We start from the raw sequence: 20,252 nt of genomic DNA, 5'->3' as shown, positions 1-20,252 counted from the left end.
CATTCAGCATTGTACGAGGCATAGCGAGAGTAAAATTGGGTTTGGCGATTTAATTTTACTATCTCGCTATTTTTTTAAGCAACAAATGTCAACAGACCCTAATGAAATTGAAATACTTGAAAATGTTGTTGAATATAAATCTCTTACAGGTAAGCCTAAAATATTGAAAGAAGAACACCTTAAAGGATTAAAAAAGAAACACTATCATCAAGATAGTATAAATAGTTTAAAAAAAAATTGTTTAGATGAAATAAATAAAACAACGGTACAGAAAAAAATTAGAGAAGAAGCTTCTGAACTTCAAAAGTTACAAGGTAAAGAGATTACAATTTATCAAGCTCTAACCATTCTCGGAAAAAATCTTTGGACTCCCTATATAGATCGACTAGCTCCTGAAAAAAATGTTTATAAAAAACACCTAACAGGTGAATGGATTATCTATCATGAAAATGAAGAGCTAAACTATTATTTAGCTTTATGGGGACATGATTTAGATGACTCTATAAAAGCTCAACAAATTAAATTGTTTTGTACTCAAGAATTTCCAGAGCTTCATATTTTGAAGCATTTAGATTGAATATTTAAAATTATAAAAAACCGATAGCGAATAAATTTTTATTCGCTATTTGTTATTAATAACAGTTTTCTTTCTTAATCCTCAGGATATTCAAAACGATAGCCCACACCATACACTGCCTGAATCCACTCATGACGATTGCCTGTTTCCGCCGCATCGGAAATTTTACGGCGCAGGTTTTTAATATGGCTGTCAATCACACGGTCCGCAACATCAAAACTGTCCGGATTGATATGATCAAGCAATTGTGCACGTGAATAGACTTGACCAACATGTTCCAGAAACAACTCCAATAAACGGAATTCCGTTGGGGTCAGGTTCAAGGTTTTTTGCTGATACCAGATGCGTTGCTGGGCTTTGTCCATCCGGAACAGGCTGTTTTGTTCAGGCTCAACTTGACGATCCAGACGACGCAACACCGCTTGTACCCGTGCAACCAGTTCTTTCGGGCTAAAAGGCTTGCAGATATAATCGTCTGCGCCCATGTTCAAACCCAGTACACGGTCAATTTCTTCAGTGCGGGCAGTCACCATAATAATCGGCAAATCGGATTGTTCACGCACTTTACGGCAAATGGTCAGGCCATCCATACGTGGCACCATCAGATCCAGAATCATCAAACTGGGCTTACGTTGCAAAAAGCTGTCATAGGCTTCTTGCCCATCATGAAACATGCTGACTTCAAAACCCGCAGCTTCCAGATAGTCCCGCACCAGTTGGGCAAGTTCAACTTCATCTTCTACTAGCATGACATGTTTCATGAATGTTATTCCTTTATTTGTTCAATTGTTTTGGGAAAGTCAGTTTGCAACGCAAACCACCTAATGGAGAATGATCAAAACTCAACTGTCCGCCCATTGCCTGCGCAATTTTACCAGATAATGCCAGTCCTAAACCTGTACCACCGGTACTGCGGGTGCGGGAATCATCCACACGATAAAAACGCTCGCCTAAACGTGCCAACTGTTCGTCACTCAAGCCAAGTGGACTGTCATCCACGATCACACTCCAATGGGTGGCTGATTGCTCGGTATGCACACGAACCTCACCGCATGCTTCAGTATAACGAATACTGTTACCCAGCAAGTTGACCATAATTTGTTTAAAACGATCTATATCTAATTGTAAATTCGCACCTTCACCCTGCACCGAAATAGATAGATCAGCCTGGGCAAATTTAGGCTTGAAGTTTTCAACTTCCTGCAGCACCACATTCCACGGATTGACGTCTGCCATGTAGCATTTCAACTGTTGTGCTTCAGCCTGAGCCAGGTCGGCCAGATCCTGAGTGAGTTTTTTCAGGCTGGTGACCTGGCGCAGCATCGATTCAAAATGTTCCGGCGTCGGTTTACGAATACCGTCCTGCATCGCTTCAATTTGTGCTTGCAGTACCGCCAAAGGTGTTTTTAATTCATGTGAAGTATCCGCCACCCACTGACGGCGTGAGGTTTCATGTTGATCTAGAATGACGGCAAGATGGTTCAATTCTGTCGATAAATCACCCAGTTCATCATTGCGGTTAACCGTCACCTGATGCTGAAAATTGCCTTTGGTCAGTTCACGGGTCCCTTGCAGCAAACGCTGAATGGGCGTTTTAAAATAAGTAGCCAACAATAAGGCTGCGATCAGGCTGGTCAGGAAAGTTAAACCGTACACCAATAATAAATAACGTTTTTGATTACTAAAAAAGTTAATACTTGAAGCATCATCCTGATCCAGCACCGGCTTCAAGCCTAAATAACCGACTACCTTGTTATTCACCATAATCGGACGATATGACACTGGAATATCGGATGGCTCACCCACGACAAACTGTTTTTTGGCATCATACAGCGACAAGCGGGAACTTAAGCCCAAACGGTCCGGCAAAGAAATAAACTGCTTTTTCTTAGCTTGAGTGGATGTTGCATCGGCAGGCTTATCTTCAGCTTTCCGGTCAGAGCGGAAGATATTTTGATTGGCACTGAGTGGAAATTTAAGCCCTTCAAAAGGCTGATACTCGGAAGGTAAATTCAACTCGATTAGGCGCAATTCTTCTGCGTCTAAAATCGGTTTGCTCGGCCCAGGTTTATTTAAACTCGGAGACACACTCAGCAGGGTATTGTCCTGAAAATAACGCTGCTGCAAGGCAATATCATATTGACGGCGTAACCACCAACGAGACAGACGGTCATAGTCATCCGGTGCAGCAGTGCCTTCTATTTGCAGGATTTGCGCCTGAATGGCATTACCCCAGTCATGATAAACTGCATAGACGCCTGCCAGATTACTGATTACATGATCCAGTTTCTGCATTTCGACATCGGCCACATAGCGGGCGAAGTTCTTTTGCATGGTCCAATGCAATACCCCCAGACTCACCGTCGTAATCACCAAGGTGGTGAGCAGCACAGTCAGGAACAGGCGTAAGGCAATCGGAACACGGCGAATCTTCAAAAGTGAGGTCTCAATTTTTTTCCCAATGGATTATTGTAACGAACCTTCTAAAAAAATACTCTTCATTGTTTCTTCATCATTATTGTTTAATCTTTAACTTATCAAATTTCATTTTTTCATTGGAGATAACAACAATGAATTCCATGACAAAAATAGCTTTAGTGAGCGCAAGCCTAATCAGTATGGGTGCTTTGACCGCCTGCCAATCGACCAACACGGTTCAGGATAAAGATGGCGACCACCCGCGTATGATGCGAGATCATCATCAAAAGCATGAGCGCAACATGACACCCGAACAGCGTGAGCAGTTCCAGCAAGCCCGAGCCGAACGCCAGCAAATGATGAGAAGCATGAAAACAGCCTGTGAGAGTAAAACCGTTGGTTCTGCGGTACAAATCAAGACGGGTGAAAAAACCATTAATGGGACTTGCGTGATGCTCTTCACTCCTGATCGTGCAGAGATGAAGAAAATGTGGCGCGAACATCGTGCCATGCAGGGTGAAATGAAAGGCATGTACAGGATGCAACACGATGAACCGCTGACTGATGCCAAACGCGCAGAATTGACCAGACAATTTGACCAGCGCCTCGCTCAGCACCAGGCACATCAGCAAGCCATGTTAAAAGCTTGCCAAGGTCAACCTCATGGTAAGGCGGTTCAAGTCAAAATGGGCACACACACCCTCAATGGTAAATGTGAAGTCCACTTTCAGCCTAAAGCCCCTATGGGTTCCACAACAGCAAAACCTGCATCATAAAATTTACCCAAAGTTAAAAAGGCGCAGCTCTGCGCCTTTTTTATTGCCTGTCAAAAATTAAACCATTTGACTATTTATGCCACTCACAAAGCCATAAAAGCATTTACACTCAACATACTTAGCCATTTCAAATTATAAATCTTTGACTTTACAGTCACCAAGAAAAAGCCCCTAACGCTTGTACCAAGGGGGAAGATGTTGCACGATTGAGCCATACAAATACGTGTCATTGAAGATACGTTCCAATGTTTATTTAGAATTATTAACGCTGGTTAAACCAGTATTGAGGAAACCGATATGCCACAATACAAAGCGCCCTTACGTGATATGCAATTTGTTCTACATGAATTGTTAAATGCTGAACAACATTATGCAAGCTTGCCTGCATTTTCTGACACCGTAAGCCGTGAATTGGTTGATCAATATTTAGAAGCTGCGGCTGACTTCTGTGAAAATGAATTGTCTCCAATCAACCAAAGCGGTGACCGCGAAGGTTGTACCTGGAATGATGGTGTGGTAACTACACCTACAGGCTTTAAAGAAGCCTATCAAAAATATATCGAATTGGGTTTCCCGTCATTATCTGCTGAAGAGCAATACGGTGGTCAAGCCTTGCCTGTTTCTTTAGGCAACGTGATCTCTGAAATGGTGGGTACTGCAAACTGGGCATGGGGTATGTACCCTGGTCTTTCACACGGTGCTGTCCGTACCCTGGAACATCACGGCTCTCAAGAACAAAAAGATACTTACTTGCCTAAGCTGGTTTCAGGTGAGTGGACCGGTACCATGTGCTTGACAGAATCTCACGCAGGTTCAGATCTGGGAATTATCCGTACCAAAGCTGAACCGAATGCAGATGGCAGCTACGCAATTTCTGGCGAGAAAATCTTTATCTCTGCTGGTGAACACGACATGGCAGAGAACATTATTCATATCGTGTTGGCGCGTCTTCCGGGTGCACCAAAAGGTACTAAAGGTATCTCTTTATTTATCGTACCGAAATTTAACCTCAATGCTGATGGTTCACTTGGCGAACGCAATACCGTTCGCTGTGGTTCAATTGAACACAAAATGGGGATTCATGGTAACGCAACCTGTGTACTCAATTTTGATAACGCAAAAGGCTTCCTGATTGGCCCTGAAAACCGCGGCTTAAACTGCATGTTCACATTCATGAACACTGCCCGTATTGGTACTGCGGTACAAGGTCTTTCAGCTTCTGAAGGCGCGTTCCAAGGTGCATTGGCTTATGCTAAAGACCGTTTGGCAATGCGTTCACTTTCAGGCGTTAAAGCGCCAGAAAAAGAAGCAGACCCAATTATTGTTCACCCTGCTGTACGCAACATGCTGCTCACGCAAAAATCTTTTGCTGAAGCTGGCCGTGCATTGGTTTACTTATTGTCTTTCTATGCAGACACGGTAGAGCAAGGTGCAACTGAAGAAGAACGTAAAGCTGCGGACAACATGTTGTCGCTACTAACTCCGATCGCAAAAGCATTCTTGACTGAAACGGGTTCTGAATCTGCGAAACACGGCGTTCAAGTATTCGGTGGTCACGGTTTCATCTCTGAACATGGCATGGAACAGATTGTTCGTGATACACGTATCGCTTGCCTGTACGAAGGTACCACTGAAATTCAGGCACTTGATTTGTTAGGCCGTAAAGTGTTGGGTACTCAAGGTGCAATGTTGAAAGACTTCACCAAGGTCATTCATAAATTCTGCGAAGCCCACAAAGACAATGCTGCAATGAAAGAATTTGTTGAACCGCTTGCTGCTCTGAATAAAGAGTGGAGTGACTTGACTATGCAGATTGGTATGCGTGCGATGCAAAACCCTGATGAAGTGGGCGCTGCTGCGGTAGATTACCTGTACTTCGCTGGTTACGTAACTTTAGCTTACCTATGGGCTCGTATGGCACTGGTTGCTCAAGAAACGTTGGCTGCAGGTACAACTGATGTAGATTTCTACAACGCGAAAGTGACCACTGCCCGTTTCTACTTCAAGAAAATTCTTCCACGCGTTCGCTCACACGTTGACGTGATCGCGGGTGGTGTTGAGCCATTACTTGCTTTAGATGCTGAACACTTCGCATTCTAAGTGCATGATGCTTAAACTGATGTGAGAAAAAGGACGGTCATGTTTTTGGCAGTCCTTTTTCTTTATAACCCATGCAAAAAATTAATCTTTAGTCGTCTAACAACATGAATTTTCATGCATTAGACTGATAAAACCGAACTGAATCAAACAATAAACAGGTGACTCACTATGCCAATCTATAATGCGCCTCTTGCGGATATGAAATTCATCCTTAATGATGTTTTTAATGCAGAACAATTCTGGCAAAACAATGAAAATCTTGCTCATGTTGATGCAGCAACAGCAGAAGCCATTCTTGAAGAAATGGCCAAGTTTGCGCAAAATGTGACTTTGCCTTTGAACCGTACTGGTGATGAAGAAGGTGCAACATATAGCAACGGTAATGTGACTACACCTGCTGGCTTTAAAGAAGCCTTCAAACAATATGCAGAAGGCGGCTGGATTGGCCTGGGTGCTGACGCTGAATGGGGCGGTCAGGAAATGCCAAAAATGCTGACCGTACTTTCTGATGAAATGCTGTTTGCAACCAATCCGTCTTTCATGCTCTACCCGCTTCTGTCTGTCGGTGCAGGTATGGCATTAAACAGCTATGCTTCCCAAGAGCAAAAAGAAACTTATCTACCTAAAATCTACTCTGGCGAATGGTCAGGGACCATGTGCTTAACCGAGCCACATGCGGGTACTGACTTAGGTATTATCAAAACCAAGGCAGAACGTAATGAAGACGGTACTTATAACATTACCGGTACTAAAATTTTCATTACCGGTGGTGACCATGATCTGGCTGAAAACATCATTCATCTAGTGCTTGCGAAAACTCCGGATGCCCCGGCCGGTTCACGTGGTATTTCATTGTTCATCGTACCGAAATTCCTGGTCAATGAAGATGGTTCTTTGGGTGAGCGTAACCATGCAGGTCCAGGTTCAATCGAACATAAGATGGGCATTAAAGCCTCTGCAACTTGCGTGATGAACTTTGATGGTGCCAAAGGTTATCTGGTCGGTAAAGAAAATGAAGGCTTGGCTGCCATGTTTGTGATGATGAACTATGAACGTCTGTCTATGGGGATCCAAGGTCTGGGCGCTTCTGAATTTGCCTATCAGAATGCTGCGCAATATGCGACTGACCGTCTTCAAGGTCGTAGTGCTTCTGGGGTGAAATCTCCAAATAAAGTGGCAGACAGCATTTTGGTCCATGGCGACGTGCGTCGTATGTTACTGAATGCGCGTGCTAACAACGAAGCCTCTCGTGCCTTTGCGGTGTATGTCGGTCAACAGCTCGACATTACCAAGTTCTCGACCGATGCCGAAGCGGTAAAAAAAGCCAATGACCGTGTTGCGCTATTAACCCCAATCGCAAAAGCTTACCTGACCGATACTGCATTTAACGCAACTTTAGATGCACAAATGGTTTTCGGTGGTCATGGCTTCATTCGTGAATGGGGTATGGAACAATGTATCCGTGACTTGCGTATCTCGCAGATTTACGAAGGGACCAACGGTGTTCAGTCCCAGGATTTGATTGGCCGTAAGACCATTAAATGTGGCGGTGCATTCATTGCAGAATACATCCAGGAAATTCGTGATTTTGCCAATGGCCTGGATGCGGATCTGAACTTCATTAAAGATGCCACTTTAGATGCAGCAGCAGAAGTTGAATCGGTAACGCAATATATTCTGCAAGCTAGCAAAGAAAATATCGACTTCTCGAATGCAGCAGCTGTGGATTATCTGCATGCGGTGGGTCTGCTTAGCTTCTCTTACATGTTTGCAAAAATTGCCAATGCAGCAAAAGCCAAAGACGGCGAGTTCTATCAAAATAAATTGTCGCTGGCGCTTTATTTTGTACAACGTATTCTGCCTGAACTTGCAATGCGCATTACTAAAGTAAAAGCCGGTGCTGAAGTGGTGATGAACTTCTCTGAAGACTACTTTACTAACCAGGCTTAATCCTGCACAAAGATAAGCAATAAAAAAACGCCTGCAAATGCAGGCGTTTTTTATGACTCAAGATATCAATTAGATTTTTTCAACAATAATGGAATCTGAAACTTTTTTATTACTCTGTGCCTCTTGATTAATTTTCACAATTTTAATTACGCCCTCGGCTTGTAGATGTTCGCATAACGTAACCAGCTTGTGCATTTCATCCATTTTAATCCCTGAACCCAAAATAAGTTTTTTTCCATTTTGTAAATTATCAATTTTTGTTTGAATTGTTGCTAACATTTTCTTTTCCCTGATCAATGAAATAACCCTTCATACATTACATGAATTTCGTATAAAAAAAATACAATCACTTAATTTTTTATCCTCTTTCATTTTTTATTCTTTAATGTGCATGAAACTTGCATACTATTTAATAATCAATTTCATACAAACAATCATTCAAGAGACAGGAGGAAAAGATGCCAAAACCTGATAACAAAGTTGAAAGGATTGAGACCCTCCTTGACCGTTTCGGAAATATTGCCGTAGAAAGTTTTCACTATATTGCCCTGTTTATTATTGGCTGTATGGTGATCTGGTCTGCCGGACATACGGTATTTGAAATTTTAACCATTAAACAGTTTGCGACCATCGATGATATTCTGCTGCTGTTTATTTATCTTGAACTGGGCGCCATGGTGGGTATTTACTTCAAAACCAATCACATGCCAGTACGTTTTTTAATTTATATTGCCATTACGGCTCTGACTCGTTTACTTATTTCAGATATCCAGCATGACCATAAAGCCGATATGGATCTGGTGATTATTACCGGTTCAATCCTGATCTTGGCATTTTCGATTTTGGTGGTGCGTTTCTCTTCCTGGACCTACCCGTCTGTGATTCGTGATAAACATTCAGAAAAGCCACTCCCTGCAGATAAAACTCCACAACCGCAAGATGATGAATTAGCTTAATATGTTAAAAGCCCCTCTTTTTAAAGATGAGCCATATATGGCGCAAGAGGGGAGATTGAATCATTAAAAATGAATCTTTAACGATTCGGCACCAACACATAACGACCATTTTCAAATATCCAATGGCTGCCAGTCGGTGGTGCAGGCAAACCCAAACGTTGCCAGTCGGAGATAAAGGTCGTGTTTGAACTTTCAATTCGGGCGGTTCTCGGATCACCATTCACCCAGCTATAGCTTTGAGAATTGTGTGTAATGGTCGTGGGTGCCTGATATTGAATGCTGATGCCATTCTGAATGGTCGGATAATTCTGATGATGCGGTGGACGCTGCGGATAATTCAGGTAGTGCTGTGGATAATGTTGCTGCTGATGTGGATAGTGATTTTGAGGATAACTATTTTGCGGATAATAAGGACGAGGCTGGTAGCGAGTAGTATCTACCCCACGATAATTTGACCAGCGATTTTCTGCTTGCGTTGTTGCAGAAGCCCCCAAGAGCATCATACCAATCAAAGCACAAAGAGCTGTTAATTTCATAAGAGCCTCCCACCATACATTATAAAGCTTATTGTAATTCCTAGTTTAGGATAAAAAATGAATAAAAAAACAGCAAATGCAAAGTTTTGTAAATGAAATATTTCTCGAGTTTTCTCTTGAGACACATCCCGGCTCAAATGATGAATATGCTAAAATGCAGTTTTTTATTATGGGATCAAACAGAGTGTCTGATTTAAGTTTTGACCGCCTACATCAATTCTTTTGCAAGGTTCCAAGTATTCAAGAATCTTTAATTAATGCCTATGGTTCAGATGGTCAACATGCCTGGTGGTTTAAATTTCAAATCAATGTGGAACATCCTCTGGCATGGCAAACCGTACAGGAACTGGGTCATGTATTAAATTACATTTCCAAGAATGAACGTTTACCGACACAGTTTTTGCCGGTTTCTCCGCCACCTTATATGAATGGTGAAGCCAAAGAGTTTTTGGCTTGGGTCATTCAGTGCAATCATCCCGATTTTTCACCTGATGTGGTCTGTGACTGGTTAGAAGCACGTTTACCGCAGCCGGTTGAAGATGAAAGCCAGTGGAGAAAATTAAAACGGATTTAAAAGAGCTGGATAAACTCTCTGACAAAGATCTGGATCAGATGGTTCCGCCTAATCCTGAGCCAAAAAATTAAAAAAAATGAAATCTCCCTAAATCCCTCTTTTTCAAAGAGGGACTTTCCTCCCTTTCTTAAAGGGAGGTTAGGAGGGATTTCTATTCATAAATCAAAATTAAAACGTAGACAATCCGCTCCACTCCATAAAACGGTAAATTCCATATTTCAATGTCGATTCATCTGCATATTGGCTGTAATCGACACTCATGTTTTTGCCATTCAAATTTGCCCAAGCCATATCAAAATAAGCTTGGGCATCGGTAAACACTGCTGCCTGCGATGAACCGACTACCCGCAAATTGGTTTCCAGATTATAGTTTTTGATGTTGCGCGCAGTGAAATTGGCTGAACCTAAAATCAGGTCAGACTGCTGTGCATTTGATTTAATGATCATCTTGCTATGACATTGTTCACCTTGGGTATTGCACCAGCGTACCGGCACACCCGCATCATTCAGTTCAGAAGCCACCTGGCGGTTAGGAATACCATTTTTCTTACGCCCAAAAGCATCCTTATTCGGATCGAGCAAGACACGGACTTTTACCCCACGCTCATGTGCAGCAATCAGGGCTTTGACAATATGCCGCTCAGACAAATAGAACATGGCCAAATCAATCTGCTCTTTAGGCTTGGCAGTTTCAATCAGTTTGAGTGTTGCATCGTAAATCGCTTTTTCAGTCAGCACCTGAACTTGAGGTAAAGACCGATCCCCTTCAAACTCGCCAATAATGACCATTGGAATATCACCTTTGGACATCCGGCCTACAGCCTGTTCAGTCTTTAATACATCAATCGCTGTATTGCCCGTTACCAGCAAAGCCACATTAGAATGACGTGAACTGCCATCATGCGGATTGGCTGAAGTCACCAAAGCTTTCCAGCCCTGAGCCGTATCCACCACCAGAGTTTTACGGTGATTGGCCTTAAAATTAAACAGATTAAAATAACTGCGCAGGGTAACTTTTTCCTGACCAAACGGATTGGCAAGCCAGCCTTTTTCAGGGTTATTGCCGGCATCCTGACAACAGAGATACCAGAAGCCAGACCATACTGGATTGGATGCACGCAGCGGTCTTAAATCCGTTTCAATCACGTCAATGCCTGCGCTACGTAACTGACGATAATGCTCGGGCGCAAGACCACCATAGACTGAATTAATCGGGTCGGTAATCACCTTAATTTCAATATTGGGCTGCACACCGCGTTTTAAAATCAAGGCATCCGTGAGTTGTTGCGCCAATGCCTGATGAGATAGCGTTGACTCGCCGACTTCACTATTGAACAAGAACATGTCCAGTACAATGGTGGTTTGCGCTTCATCAATCAATTTTAACATTTGATTAAAAATATGATGGTTTTGCTGCTGTTTTCCACTTGCATCCAGATAGGTTTGATCTGCAATAAACTTCACCTCGGCATGACGTAACTTACCGGTAAAATTCAGGCCTTCAGGCAAGGGTTTATAGGTATGATAAATGGCCGATGATAGATATCCCAATGCCAGCAAACCGATGATCACGCCGGCATAACGACGGCCTGACCAATTCAATTTCTGATGAATTCGTTGAAAAATACGCATAACAAAAAACCTAGTCCAATATCATCAGACTAGGTTTTATTGCTTGATTTATCAAGAGGATTTCTGTTTCACCTGCTTGAATCAGCAGATTTCAGGATGACTTTTGCCTAGAAACCGAATTCTAGACCAACAGTAAAGTTACGTCCCACTTGCGGAATATTCGACAGGAATGAAGCATGTGAATAAACTTGATCATCCAGCAGGTTATTGGCTTTAAAGTAGACACGATAAGTATTTTTATCAGCAAAAGTATTGGCATAACTCAAGCCCAGATTAACCATGTTATAGCCCTGAGTTTCATCCTCATAGCTGGCAATTTTGTCCTGATTAAACACATGGTAATACTCAGCCAGACCCGACCAGTGATCGTCAAAGCTTGCGTCTACTTTGGTACCTAGACGACCTGCCGGAACACGAGGTGCATTTTCATTCTCGATTTTGCCACGCACATAATCCCCAAACACACCCACTTTGTAGGTATCGTTTAGAGCATAAGAGGCCGCTGCTTCGGCTCCATAGAACTTGGCTTTGTCTTGGGTATATTCAACCAGGCGGAAATCTTTAAAATTATCCAGGGTTTGGGCATAAATATAGTGATCAAACCAGTTGTGATAGACATGCACATGATAATCCAGCGGACCATTTTCATAATGCAGACCAAGCTCCAGATTATTGGATTTTTCTGCAGCCAGATTTTCATTGCCGCGTTCATAAGTGTTGGTCGCAAAATGTTTGCCATTGGCATACAGTTCTTGCGCCAAAGGCAGACGTTCTTGATGAGAACCGACCAGCGATAATTTATAGTTGGGTACAAATTCCCAGTTCAGCGCGCCTGAGTAGGAAAAACCATAATCATCAAAGTCTTTTTTATCAGAATCGATGTCAATTTTTTGCTGATCCACACGTGCACCGAGTTCAACATGTACATCATCAAACTGTTTATGTTCTAAGGCAAACAGACTCCACTTCCGGGTTTTAGTCGGATCCAGCAAAGCTTCTTCACCACTAATATCCAGCTTTTGCTGATTATATTGAGCACCGATCATCCCTTCCCAGTTTGCAATCGGATTGTGGACCAATTCTAAACGTGCATCATAGCCTTTGCTTTTAAAGGTGGTTTGCGCAGCATTCTCTTCAATTTCATCATGCTTGTAATCGGTATAGCTGGCATGGGCACGAAGCTTTTGAAAACCGGCAAAAGGATCATTGAGTTCGGTACGGAAATCATAACGTTCTGATTTTAAATCGACCCATGGTCCCGCCGCATGCTCTTCATGCGTATGCCCGGGTTGCTGGCCACAGCCAATTAAGGCATTACCGGACACCTGACAATCTTCATATTCATGACTATGCCCCGGTAAACCATACTGGTCCTGACGGTTACTGTATGAAATGCCGCTAAAGCCTCGGTCATGAATCCAGGACAATCCAACATTGACCGTTTCACCTTCAGCAAAGGTATTCCCGACACGGCGTTCTTTTTCTAATTCGCCTTCATGATCATGAAAATAATCCGGTGCAATATAGTCATTGGCTTTACGTTTTGAACCTTCAACCCGTAATGCAACCTGATCGGCTAAAGCAACCGTGACACCCGCACTAGCGAGTTTTTCATCACTACCCGTATTGTAACGTAAGCCTAGCTGACCTTCATAACCCTTTTCAGGCATTTGCGTTGGAATTTTATTATCTGTGACATTGACCAAACCACCCACTGTTCCTGCGCTATACAGTAAAGTCGATGGTCCACGAATAATCTCAACCTGTTTTGCCAGAATTGGATCAACCGTCACCGCGTGGTCAGGCGACAAGGTCGAAACATCTGCAGTTTCAGAAGCATGTTGCAGGACTTTAACACGCGCACCATCTTGCCCGCGAATCACCGGACGGCTTGAACCTGAACCATACTGATTGGAAGATACCCCAAGCTCAGCTGCCAAAGCCTCACCAATAGTCGTGCTACCTTCGGCAAGCTTTTTATGATCAATGACCTGATCAGCCACTGCAAAATCTGCAGCCGACTGTACCAGGGGATGTGCCTGCAATTTGAGGGTGGCAAGTTGTTGAGTCTGAGTATCCTCATCAGCAAAAACAGCAGGTGCAATGACGGCAAAAATAGAGAATGTAATTAAATTCTTATGAACAAGCATGGAACGGACTCAAGGCTGCAATTTCTAAATAACGTTATAATATAACATTGCATTTTTTTTGCAATCCTTTACGATAAACAGCCACATATTTTATTAGAATGTTTTTGAATACTTTTTATCGCATTAAAACATTATTTTATTTATGCCCTTTACCCTATCTCATGCTGTACTTGCCCCACCCATTTCCTACCTGACCGAAAACCGGCTTCCGGTTGCCGCACTGGCGATTGGCTGCATGGTGCCAGACCTTTATCGTCTGTTTAGCCAGGATCATTCCAATAGCACTCATTTATGGTCCTCCCTGATTCATCCAGACTTGTGGATCGGGCTGGCTTTTTGTGCCATCTGGTATCTGATTTACCGGCCGGTGATCTACCGCTTTCTCGGTATCCGGCATGAACTGAATATCACCAGCTTCTTTGCAGCATTTAAGTTTTTTACAGGAGTCTGTCTGGCCGTGATGCTGGGTACAGCAACCCATCTGATTTGGGATGGTCTGACCCATGTGGATTTTCGTACCTTTGCCTTGCATGACCTTCTCAGTCAGCAGTTTCAGATTTTAGGACAAAGCTATCCCCTGCACCGCATTTTGCAGCTTGGGAGCTCCTTCGCAGCCCTGCCATTTATTTTATGGATGAGCCTGCATTACTATCGGTGCCATCGGCAATCCCTGGCCCTTAGCCACAAAATCAAAGTTTTTGCTTGGGGCTTATTCGGCCTGTCGATCCTCACTGCCCTGTTCTCGGTCTGGGACTATATGCACTATATTCCTGATGAGGTGTGGCAATCTGAGCTGTATTATTTTACCGGCCGTTCCATCAATGAATTCAGTCAGGGCTTTTTGATGGTATTTAGCCTGGGCTGTTTACTGTTTTTATTTCTGGACCAGAATCGGCGCATGGGCTAATCAAATAGCCCACTTTCCGCTTATTCACTTTAAATTGTTGCTGTTTTTGTCTCAAGTTCTTGTGACTATATGCCCAAAGAGGCATAATTCAACATTCGAAAAAAGCGGTACGCTGTTTACGTATACGCTGACCTTAACCCATATAGTTGGATTTTTTACGCTATGATGCGAACTCATTACTGTGGCTCATTAACTGAAGCCCAAATTGACCAAACCGTAACATTATGCGGTTGGGTACACCGTCGCCGTGACCACGGTGGTGTTATCTTCCTTGACATGCGTGACCGTGACGGTCTTGTTCAAGTGGTTATCGATCCAGATACACCAGAAGCATTCTCAACTGCGGACAAGGCACGTTCTGAATTCGTATTAAAAATCACAGGTCGTGTACGTCGCCGTTATGAAGGCACAGAAAATGCCAACATGGTGAGTGGTCAAATCGAAGTTTTAGCAAAAGACATCGAAGTTCTTGCTACTTCTGAAACGCCTCCATTCCCATTGAATGATGAAAATACCAACATTTCTGAAGAAATCCGTTTGAAATATCGTTTCCTGGATATTCGCCGTCCAGAAATGTTAGATCGCCTACGTTTCCGTTCTAAATTGACCAACCTGATTCGTAACTACTTCGAAGAAAATGGTTTCTTAGACGTTGAAACTCCGATCTTGACCCGTGCTACTCCAGAAGGTGCTCGTGACTATTTAGTACCAAGTCGTGTTTCTAACGGTAGCTTCTACGCACTTCCACAATCGCCACAGCTGTTCAAACAGTTGTTGATGGTAGGTGGCATTGATCGTTACTATCAAATTGCTAAATGTTTCCGTGATGAAGACTTACGTGCTGACCGTCAGCCTGAATTCACCCAAATCGACGTTGAAACATCGTTCATGAGTGACGATGACATCATGGATTTGATGGAGCGTTTAACCGTTAAGATGTTCGATGAACTTCTTGGCGTGAAATTCGACAAATTCCAGCGCATGACTTATGCAGATGCAATGCGTGACTATGCATCTGACAAACCAGATCTACGTATTCCTTTGAAACTTGTTGACGTTGCAGACATGATGCAAGACGTTGAGTTCAAAGTATTCGCAGGTCCTGCCAAAGATCCTAAAGGCCGTATCGTTGCGCTTCGCGTACCGGGTGCTGGTTCTCTTCCACGTAGCCAGATCGATGAATACACTAAATTCGTGGGTATCTACGGTGCGAAAGGTTTGGCTTACATTAAAGTCAACGAACTTGAAAAAGGGATCGAAGGTCTTCAATCTCCAATCGTTAAATTCATCGAGCCAATCGTACTTGATTTGTTGAAACGTGTTGGCGCTGAAAATGGTGACATCGTATTCTTCGGTGCGGACAAAGCTAAAGTTGTAAACGATGCAATGGGTGCTTTACGTATCAAGATCGGCCATGACATGAACATGGCGACTTGTGAGTGGGCTCCGCTTTGGGTGGTTGACTTCCCGATGTTCGAAGAAACTGACGATGGCAAATGGACTTCTGTTCACCACCCGTTCACACTGCCAAAATCAAGTGTTGAAGAAGTGAAGAACAACCCAGGCCAAGCATTGTCTGTGGCTTACGATATGGTATTGAACGGTACTGAAATTGGTGGTGGTTCACTTCGTATCTATACGCTCGAGATGCAAAAAGCAATCTTCGAAGCACTAGGTATTTCAGAAGAAGAAGCAGAAGAAAAATTCAGCTTCTTGCTCAATGCACTTAAATTCGGTGCACCTCCTCACGGTGGTTTGGCATTCGGTCTGGACCGTCTTGTCATGTTGATGACAGGTTCATCTTCAATCCGTGACGTGATTGCATTCCCGAAAACCAAAACTGCAGAATGCCCATTGACTCAAGCACCGGCACCAGTTGAAGGTAATCAATTACGTGATTTGGGTATTCGCTTACGTGAAAAACCAAAAGCTGAAGCTCAACAAGAAGCTTAATTCTTGCCTGATTCAGTGATCAAAAACCCTGCTTGATGCAGGGTTTTTTATTGAATTGAGATTGATTCCGGGTAGTGGCATAATAATGCTGTTTTTTTATTATTGAGTTAAACAAGCTATGGCTATGCGTCCCGCTGTTCGTAATCGTGGCATTATGCTCATTGTGTTTTCTATTGTACAGTGGCTATTTATGCGTTATATCTTGGCCAATGACTTATTTAACATGGATACTAATCAACGTATTCTTTATTTTTGTGTAAGCAGCCTAGGTGGGGCCTTACTTATTTTTGTCGGCTTGATTTATATGGTTTTAAAAGGCAACGCCGACAAAGCCGAATAACTCCCTTCTTTAGCCACTGACTGGTGACATTCCTCAGTGGTTTTATCTTGTTTTATTTTGTGCTGAAAATATTTAACTCCTGATCTGTGATTTAGACATGGGGCAGCAGCATCCTTGCTGTAATAAAACTCTTTGCAAAATTTTCTTCTTATAACCAGTTTAGTTTTCAAAGAGTTACGCCATTATGTATTTTTTCCTCAAAGTCATTTCCCGATTTCCGTTGTCTTTTTTACAGCTTCTGGCATCCTGCATTGCAATTCTGCTGTACTCCTTCAATTCCTCACTCAAACGAATTACTGGCATCAATTTAAAGCTGGCTTATCCAGAACTGGATGAAACAGCCTACCAAGCTCTCATCAAGAAAAGCTTAAAAAGTCAATGCATGACGTATATAGAATCAATCAAATGTTGGGGTATGCCACCTGAATACAGCTTAAATCAGATCAAAAATATTTATGGAGAACAGCATCTTACAGAAGCCTTAGCCAATAAAAAAGGCGTTATAGTTGTGGTTGCACATTTGGGCTGTTGGGAGCTTTTAAATGCATGGCTAAATTTACATGCCGCCCCGATGATCATGTACAAGCCCAATAAGCATAAAGCGGTGGATCGCTTTATGCTAGAAGCGCGCCAGCGATTGAATGCCACGCTTGTCCCCACCGATGAAAATGGCGTGCGTGCCATCTTTAAACATCTGAAGCAAGGAGGATTAACGGTCATTTTACCAGATCATCTTCCGAAAGCATCGGGAGGTATTTATTCAGAATTTTTTGGACAAAAGACCTTATCTACTACGCTGGTGTCAAAACTGGCCAGTAAGACCCAATGCAATATAGTGGGCCTCAGTTGTATTCGTGATGAAACATCAGGTTTTAATGTGTATTGCTCACCACTATCCGATCAGATTTTATCGAAAGATTTACAAACTTCAGTTGATAGCCTAAATCAAAACCTTGAAAGTATGATTAATGTTGCACCTGAGCAATATGTCTGGTCTTATAAGCGGTTTAGAAATGTTGAAGGGAATAAAAATCTTTATACATCTCAGGCACTAGATAAATAGCGATGCTATATTGCCATACACAACCATAGAATCATGCTAATTTTTAGTCGCTCAGTGGTTATTTATGTACTCTATACTTGCGAATAATATCTTTATACTCCAATACCCCATTAGTCTATTATTTCTTAAAGAGTATTTTAGGTGCACTGGTAATTTTATAGGATAGTTTATATAGTGTTGAATAGGAATCTGGATAAATAATAATGGCAAAATTAAAGATTTTAGTGATTGGCAAACGAAATGGCATTCTCCAATGGTATGAAAATATATTGGACTCAAATGATCAAAGCGCTGACTATGTAATTTCAGGCTTTGCTCTCAATCATAACAATACACTAGAACGTTTTTTAAAAAAAATTATTCCCAACAAAGACGTATACACAGCAAAATTACTAGAGAAAAAGTTATATTCATTTCAACCAGACTTAATTTTAATTGTCGATTTATTTTACTTCTCACCCTCTTTACTAAAGGTTTTATCAAAATATCCATGTAAAAAAGCGCATTGGATTGGTGACTTCTTTGATCAACGCTTAGCTAAATCTAAAGAGATTATCGATTTATTTTGCTTTACAGACTCCAGCTTCATAGAGGATGCAAAAAAAATAGGTATTACAAATAGCCTGTATTTGCCATTAGCCTATAATCCCAATATCTTTTTTGAAGGCAATGAGTCGAAAGATGAACGCTTATTATTTATTGGTGCATGGTCACCTAACAGACAAGAACTGATTGAACAAATTCCTCTTCCGCTTACAATTTATGGTAAAGGTTGGGATAAACTCAAAAAAGCAGATAGCATTATACATCCATACAATATTCCTTTAACTCAAGTAGCAGATCTTTACCGAAAACATAAATATATTTTGAATCTGATTAACAAAAAAAATATTAGGCAAGGTATGAATATGCGATGCTTCGAAGCACCGGCGTGTGGATGTATATTAGTCAGTGAATATGTTGAAGATTTAGAATTAGTATTTAAAATTGATGAGGAAATTATTTACTTTTCAAATCCACAAGAATTGAAAAGTAAACTTAAAGAAACCATAATTAATCCTAGATTAGCAAAAGATAAAGTCCATTATCACCACACCTATAAAAATAGGTTAAAAACTCTGGTTGAATTGTTACTTGATTCACAAATTTCACAATAGATCTAGATAGGTTACCCATTCAGTGTTTGTTAGCATCATTGTTCCTTGTTATAACCATGAAAAATATTTAGAAGAACGTATTAAAAGTATTCTTAATCAAACTTTATCCGACTTCGAAATTATTCTACTTGATGATCTCTCTCCAGATAACAGTGCTGAAATATTAAAAAGATATTCCAACCACCCAAAAGTTTCGCATTGTATTATCAATGAAAAAAACTCCGGCTCAACTTTTTTTCAATGGAATAAAGGGATTGAACTGGCAAAAGGAGATTTAATCTGGATTGCAGAATCAGATGATGTTGCTGATCCACACTTTTTAGAGAAGCTGGTTGCTCCATTTTATAAAAATAAAAAGTTAGTCTTAGCCTATAGTCAATCTTATCGCATGAATGAAAATGGCATAGTGACAGGTTCATGGAAAGATGCTACAGATCATCTTAACCCGACTTTATTTGAAAATGATTTTGAGATGTGCGGCTTAGAATATTTTGAAAAGTTTTTAAACACAGGAAATACTATTCCAAATGCGAGTGCCGTAGTTTTTAAAAAACAAACCTATCTTGATGTCGGTGGAGCAAATCCACGCTTAAGATTTATAGGTGACTGGGATATTTGGAGCAGAATAGTGATTCAAGGAGATATTTTCTTTTCTCATGAGTGTTTAAATTATTTTAGATACCATGATACTAGTGTTATTGCTCAGGCGAGAAAAAAGAAAGACCATTTTGAAAACCGCGGTCAAGTGATTTTATTCAGAGAAACTTTAGCCGTTTTTTTAGATAACTATCGAAAGAAAGTAAATGCAGCTAATCAAGCTTATTACATAAATAAAGAAAGATTAGAAAAAGAAATAAGAAAAAATGCATCCTTAGCTATTCGTAGAGGTTATTATAAAAAAATAATCCCTACTAGTATTTTAGCTATCAAAACAGTACCTATTTTAGTTACTCCTATTTATATATCAAAATTAATAATACAATTTATTCTTTTAATATTAATAACAACTCCATATAATTTGTTTAGAACAAAAGTCCAAAAATAAAATCTCTTATTAATCAAGGATTGATTATAGTTAGACCAACTGGTTATCCGATAAATTTTAGGTACAGGCTTACTCATTTATGAATTATGTTGTTGAGTAAGCCATTATGGGCATCTTT

17 protein-coding genes and 1 pseudogene are annotated in these 20,252 nt (G+C 41.4%); 12 read left to right on the top strand and 6 right to left on the bottom strand.

Going from position 1 to position 20,252, the window contains the following annotated elements:
• Positions 1 to 577: hypothetical protein (locus ACE01T_RS13975; protein ID WP_395519493.1), on the top strand; the 577-nt coding region annotated here is incomplete at its 5' end.
• Between the two features lie 74 nt (positions 578 to 651).
• Here the strand turns inward: ACE01T_RS13975 and ACE01T_RS13970 are convergent.
• Positions 652 to 1,338, bottom strand: coding sequence for a response regulator (locus ACE01T_RS13970; RefSeq protein ID WP_086175456.1), 687 nt, complete (start codon positions 1,336 to 1,338; stop codon positions 652 to 654).
• A gap of 13 nt (positions 1,339 to 1,351) precedes the next feature.
• On the bottom strand, positions 1,352 to 3,013 hold the full coding sequence (gene baeS, locus ACE01T_RS13965; protein WP_395519492.1) for a sensor histidine kinase efflux regulator BaeS: 1,662 nt from the start codon (positions 3,011 to 3,013) through the stop codon (positions 1,352 to 1,354).
• 134 nt (positions 3,014 to 3,147) lie between these two features.
• Between baeS and ACE01T_RS13960 the strand changes: the two genes are divergently transcribed.
• The 3 genes from ACE01T_RS13960 (at position 3,148) to ACE01T_RS13950 (ending at position 7,821) form a co-directional block, all read left to right on the top strand.
• Entirely contained in the window at positions 3,148 to 3,771 is a 624-nt protein-coding gene (locus ACE01T_RS13960) for a hypothetical protein (protein WP_395519491.1), read from the top strand.
• A gap of 297 nt (positions 3,772 to 4,068) precedes the next feature.
• Positions 4,069 to 5,871 carry an acyl-CoA dehydrogenase C-terminal domain-containing protein gene (locus tag ACE01T_RS13955; RefSeq protein WP_395519490.1) on the top strand — a complete coding sequence of 601 codons (1,803 nt, stop codon included), beginning with the start codon at positions 4,069 to 4,071 and terminating at the stop codon, positions 5,869 to 5,871.
• A gap of 168 nt (positions 5,872 to 6,039) precedes the next feature.
• Positions 6,040 to 7,821: an acyl-CoA dehydrogenase C-terminal domain-containing protein gene (locus ACE01T_RS13950; RefSeq protein WP_086197519.1), complete on the top strand. Its 1,782-nt coding sequence runs from the start codon at positions 6,040 to 6,042 to the stop codon at positions 7,819 to 7,821.
• A gap of 69 nt (positions 7,822 to 7,890) precedes the next feature.
• On the opposite strand, the gene ACE01T_RS13945 is transcribed toward ACE01T_RS13950, so the two are convergent.
• Positions 7,891 to 8,100 (bottom strand): hypothetical protein, encoded by a 210-nt coding sequence (locus ACE01T_RS13945; protein WP_180042865.1) that lies wholly within the window; start codon positions 8,098 to 8,100, stop codon positions 7,891 to 7,893.
• A gap of 179 nt (positions 8,101 to 8,279) precedes the next feature.
• Between ACE01T_RS13945 and ACE01T_RS13940 the strand changes: the two genes are divergently transcribed.
• Positions 8,280 to 8,777 carry a phosphate-starvation-inducible protein PsiE gene (locus ACE01T_RS13940; RefSeq protein WP_200223139.1) on the top strand — a complete coding sequence of 166 codons (498 nt, stop codon included), beginning with the start codon at positions 8,280 to 8,282 and terminating at the stop codon, positions 8,775 to 8,777.
• A gap of 77 nt (positions 8,778 to 8,854) precedes the next feature.
• Here ACE01T_RS13940 and ACE01T_RS13935 read toward each other — a convergent pair whose 3' ends face one another.
• On the bottom strand, positions 8,855 to 9,313 hold the full coding sequence (locus ACE01T_RS13935; RefSeq protein WP_086197522.1) for an RcnB family protein: 459 nt from the start codon (positions 9,311 to 9,313) through the stop codon (positions 8,855 to 8,857).
• 184 nt (positions 9,314 to 9,497) lie between these two features.
• On the opposite strand from ACE01T_RS13935, the pseudogene ACE01T_RS13930 reads away from it, so the two are divergent.
• Positions 9,498 to 9,958: pseudogene (locus tag ACE01T_RS13930) on the top strand (hypothetical protein).
• Between the two features lie 97 nt (positions 9,959 to 10,055).
• Here the strand turns inward: ACE01T_RS13930 and ACE01T_RS13925 are convergent.
• Complete coding sequence (locus ACE01T_RS13925; protein ID WP_395519489.1) at positions 10,056 to 11,519, bottom strand: phospholipase D family protein; 1,464 nt, start codon at positions 11,517 to 11,519, stop codon at positions 10,056 to 10,058.
• A gap of 107 nt (positions 11,520 to 11,626) precedes the next feature.
• Complete coding sequence (gene znuD, locus ACE01T_RS13920; protein ID WP_395519488.1) at positions 11,627 to 13,669, bottom strand: zinc piracy TonB-dependent receptor ZnuD; 2,043 nt, start codon at positions 13,667 to 13,669, stop codon at positions 11,627 to 11,629.
• 142 nt (positions 13,670 to 13,811) lie between these two features.
• On the opposite strand from znuD, the gene ACE01T_RS13915 reads away from it, so the two are divergent.
• The 6 genes from ACE01T_RS13915 (at position 13,812) to ACE01T_RS13890 (ending at position 20,134) form a co-directional block, all read left to right on the top strand.
• Positions 13,812 to 14,576 (top strand): DUF4184 family protein, encoded by a 765-nt coding sequence (locus tag ACE01T_RS13915; RefSeq protein ID WP_395519487.1) that lies wholly within the window; start codon positions 13,812 to 13,814, stop codon positions 14,574 to 14,576.
• Between the two features lie 162 nt (positions 14,577 to 14,738).
• Positions 14,739 to 16,529, top strand: a complete 1,791-nt coding sequence (gene aspS / locus ACE01T_RS13910; RefSeq protein WP_086197526.1) for an aspartate--tRNA ligase — start codon at positions 14,739 to 14,741, stop codon at positions 16,527 to 16,529.
• A gap of 118 nt (positions 16,530 to 16,647) precedes the next feature.
• Positions 16,648 to 16,869 carry a hypothetical protein gene (locus ACE01T_RS13905; RefSeq protein WP_086197527.1) on the top strand — a complete coding sequence of 74 codons (222 nt, stop codon included), beginning with the start codon at positions 16,648 to 16,650 and terminating at the stop codon, positions 16,867 to 16,869.
• A 184-nt stretch (positions 16,870 to 17,053) separates the two neighbouring features.
• Entirely contained in the window at positions 17,054 to 17,932 is an 879-nt protein-coding gene (locus ACE01T_RS13900) for a lysophospholipid acyltransferase family protein (protein WP_395519486.1), read from the top strand.
• A gap of 203 nt (positions 17,933 to 18,135) precedes the next feature.
• Positions 18,136 to 19,089, top strand: coding sequence for a CgeB family protein (locus ACE01T_RS13895; protein ID WP_395519485.1), 954 nt, complete (start codon positions 18,136 to 18,138; stop codon positions 19,087 to 19,089).
• Between the two features lie 22 nt (positions 19,090 to 19,111).
• Positions 19,112 to 20,134 (top strand): glycosyltransferase, encoded by a 1,023-nt coding sequence (locus ACE01T_RS13890; RefSeq protein ID WP_395519484.1) that lies wholly within the window; start codon positions 19,112 to 19,114, stop codon positions 20,132 to 20,134.
• Positions 20,135 to 20,252: the final 118 nt, after the last annotated feature.

This window comes from Acinetobacter uliginosus (genome assembly GCF_044130295.1).
Classification (GTDB): domain Bacteria; phylum Pseudomonadota; class Gammaproteobacteria; order Pseudomonadales; family Moraxellaceae; genus Acinetobacter.
The sequence above is the reverse complement of the archived record's forward strand: the minus strand, read 5'-3'. Positions and strand labels throughout refer to the sequence as shown.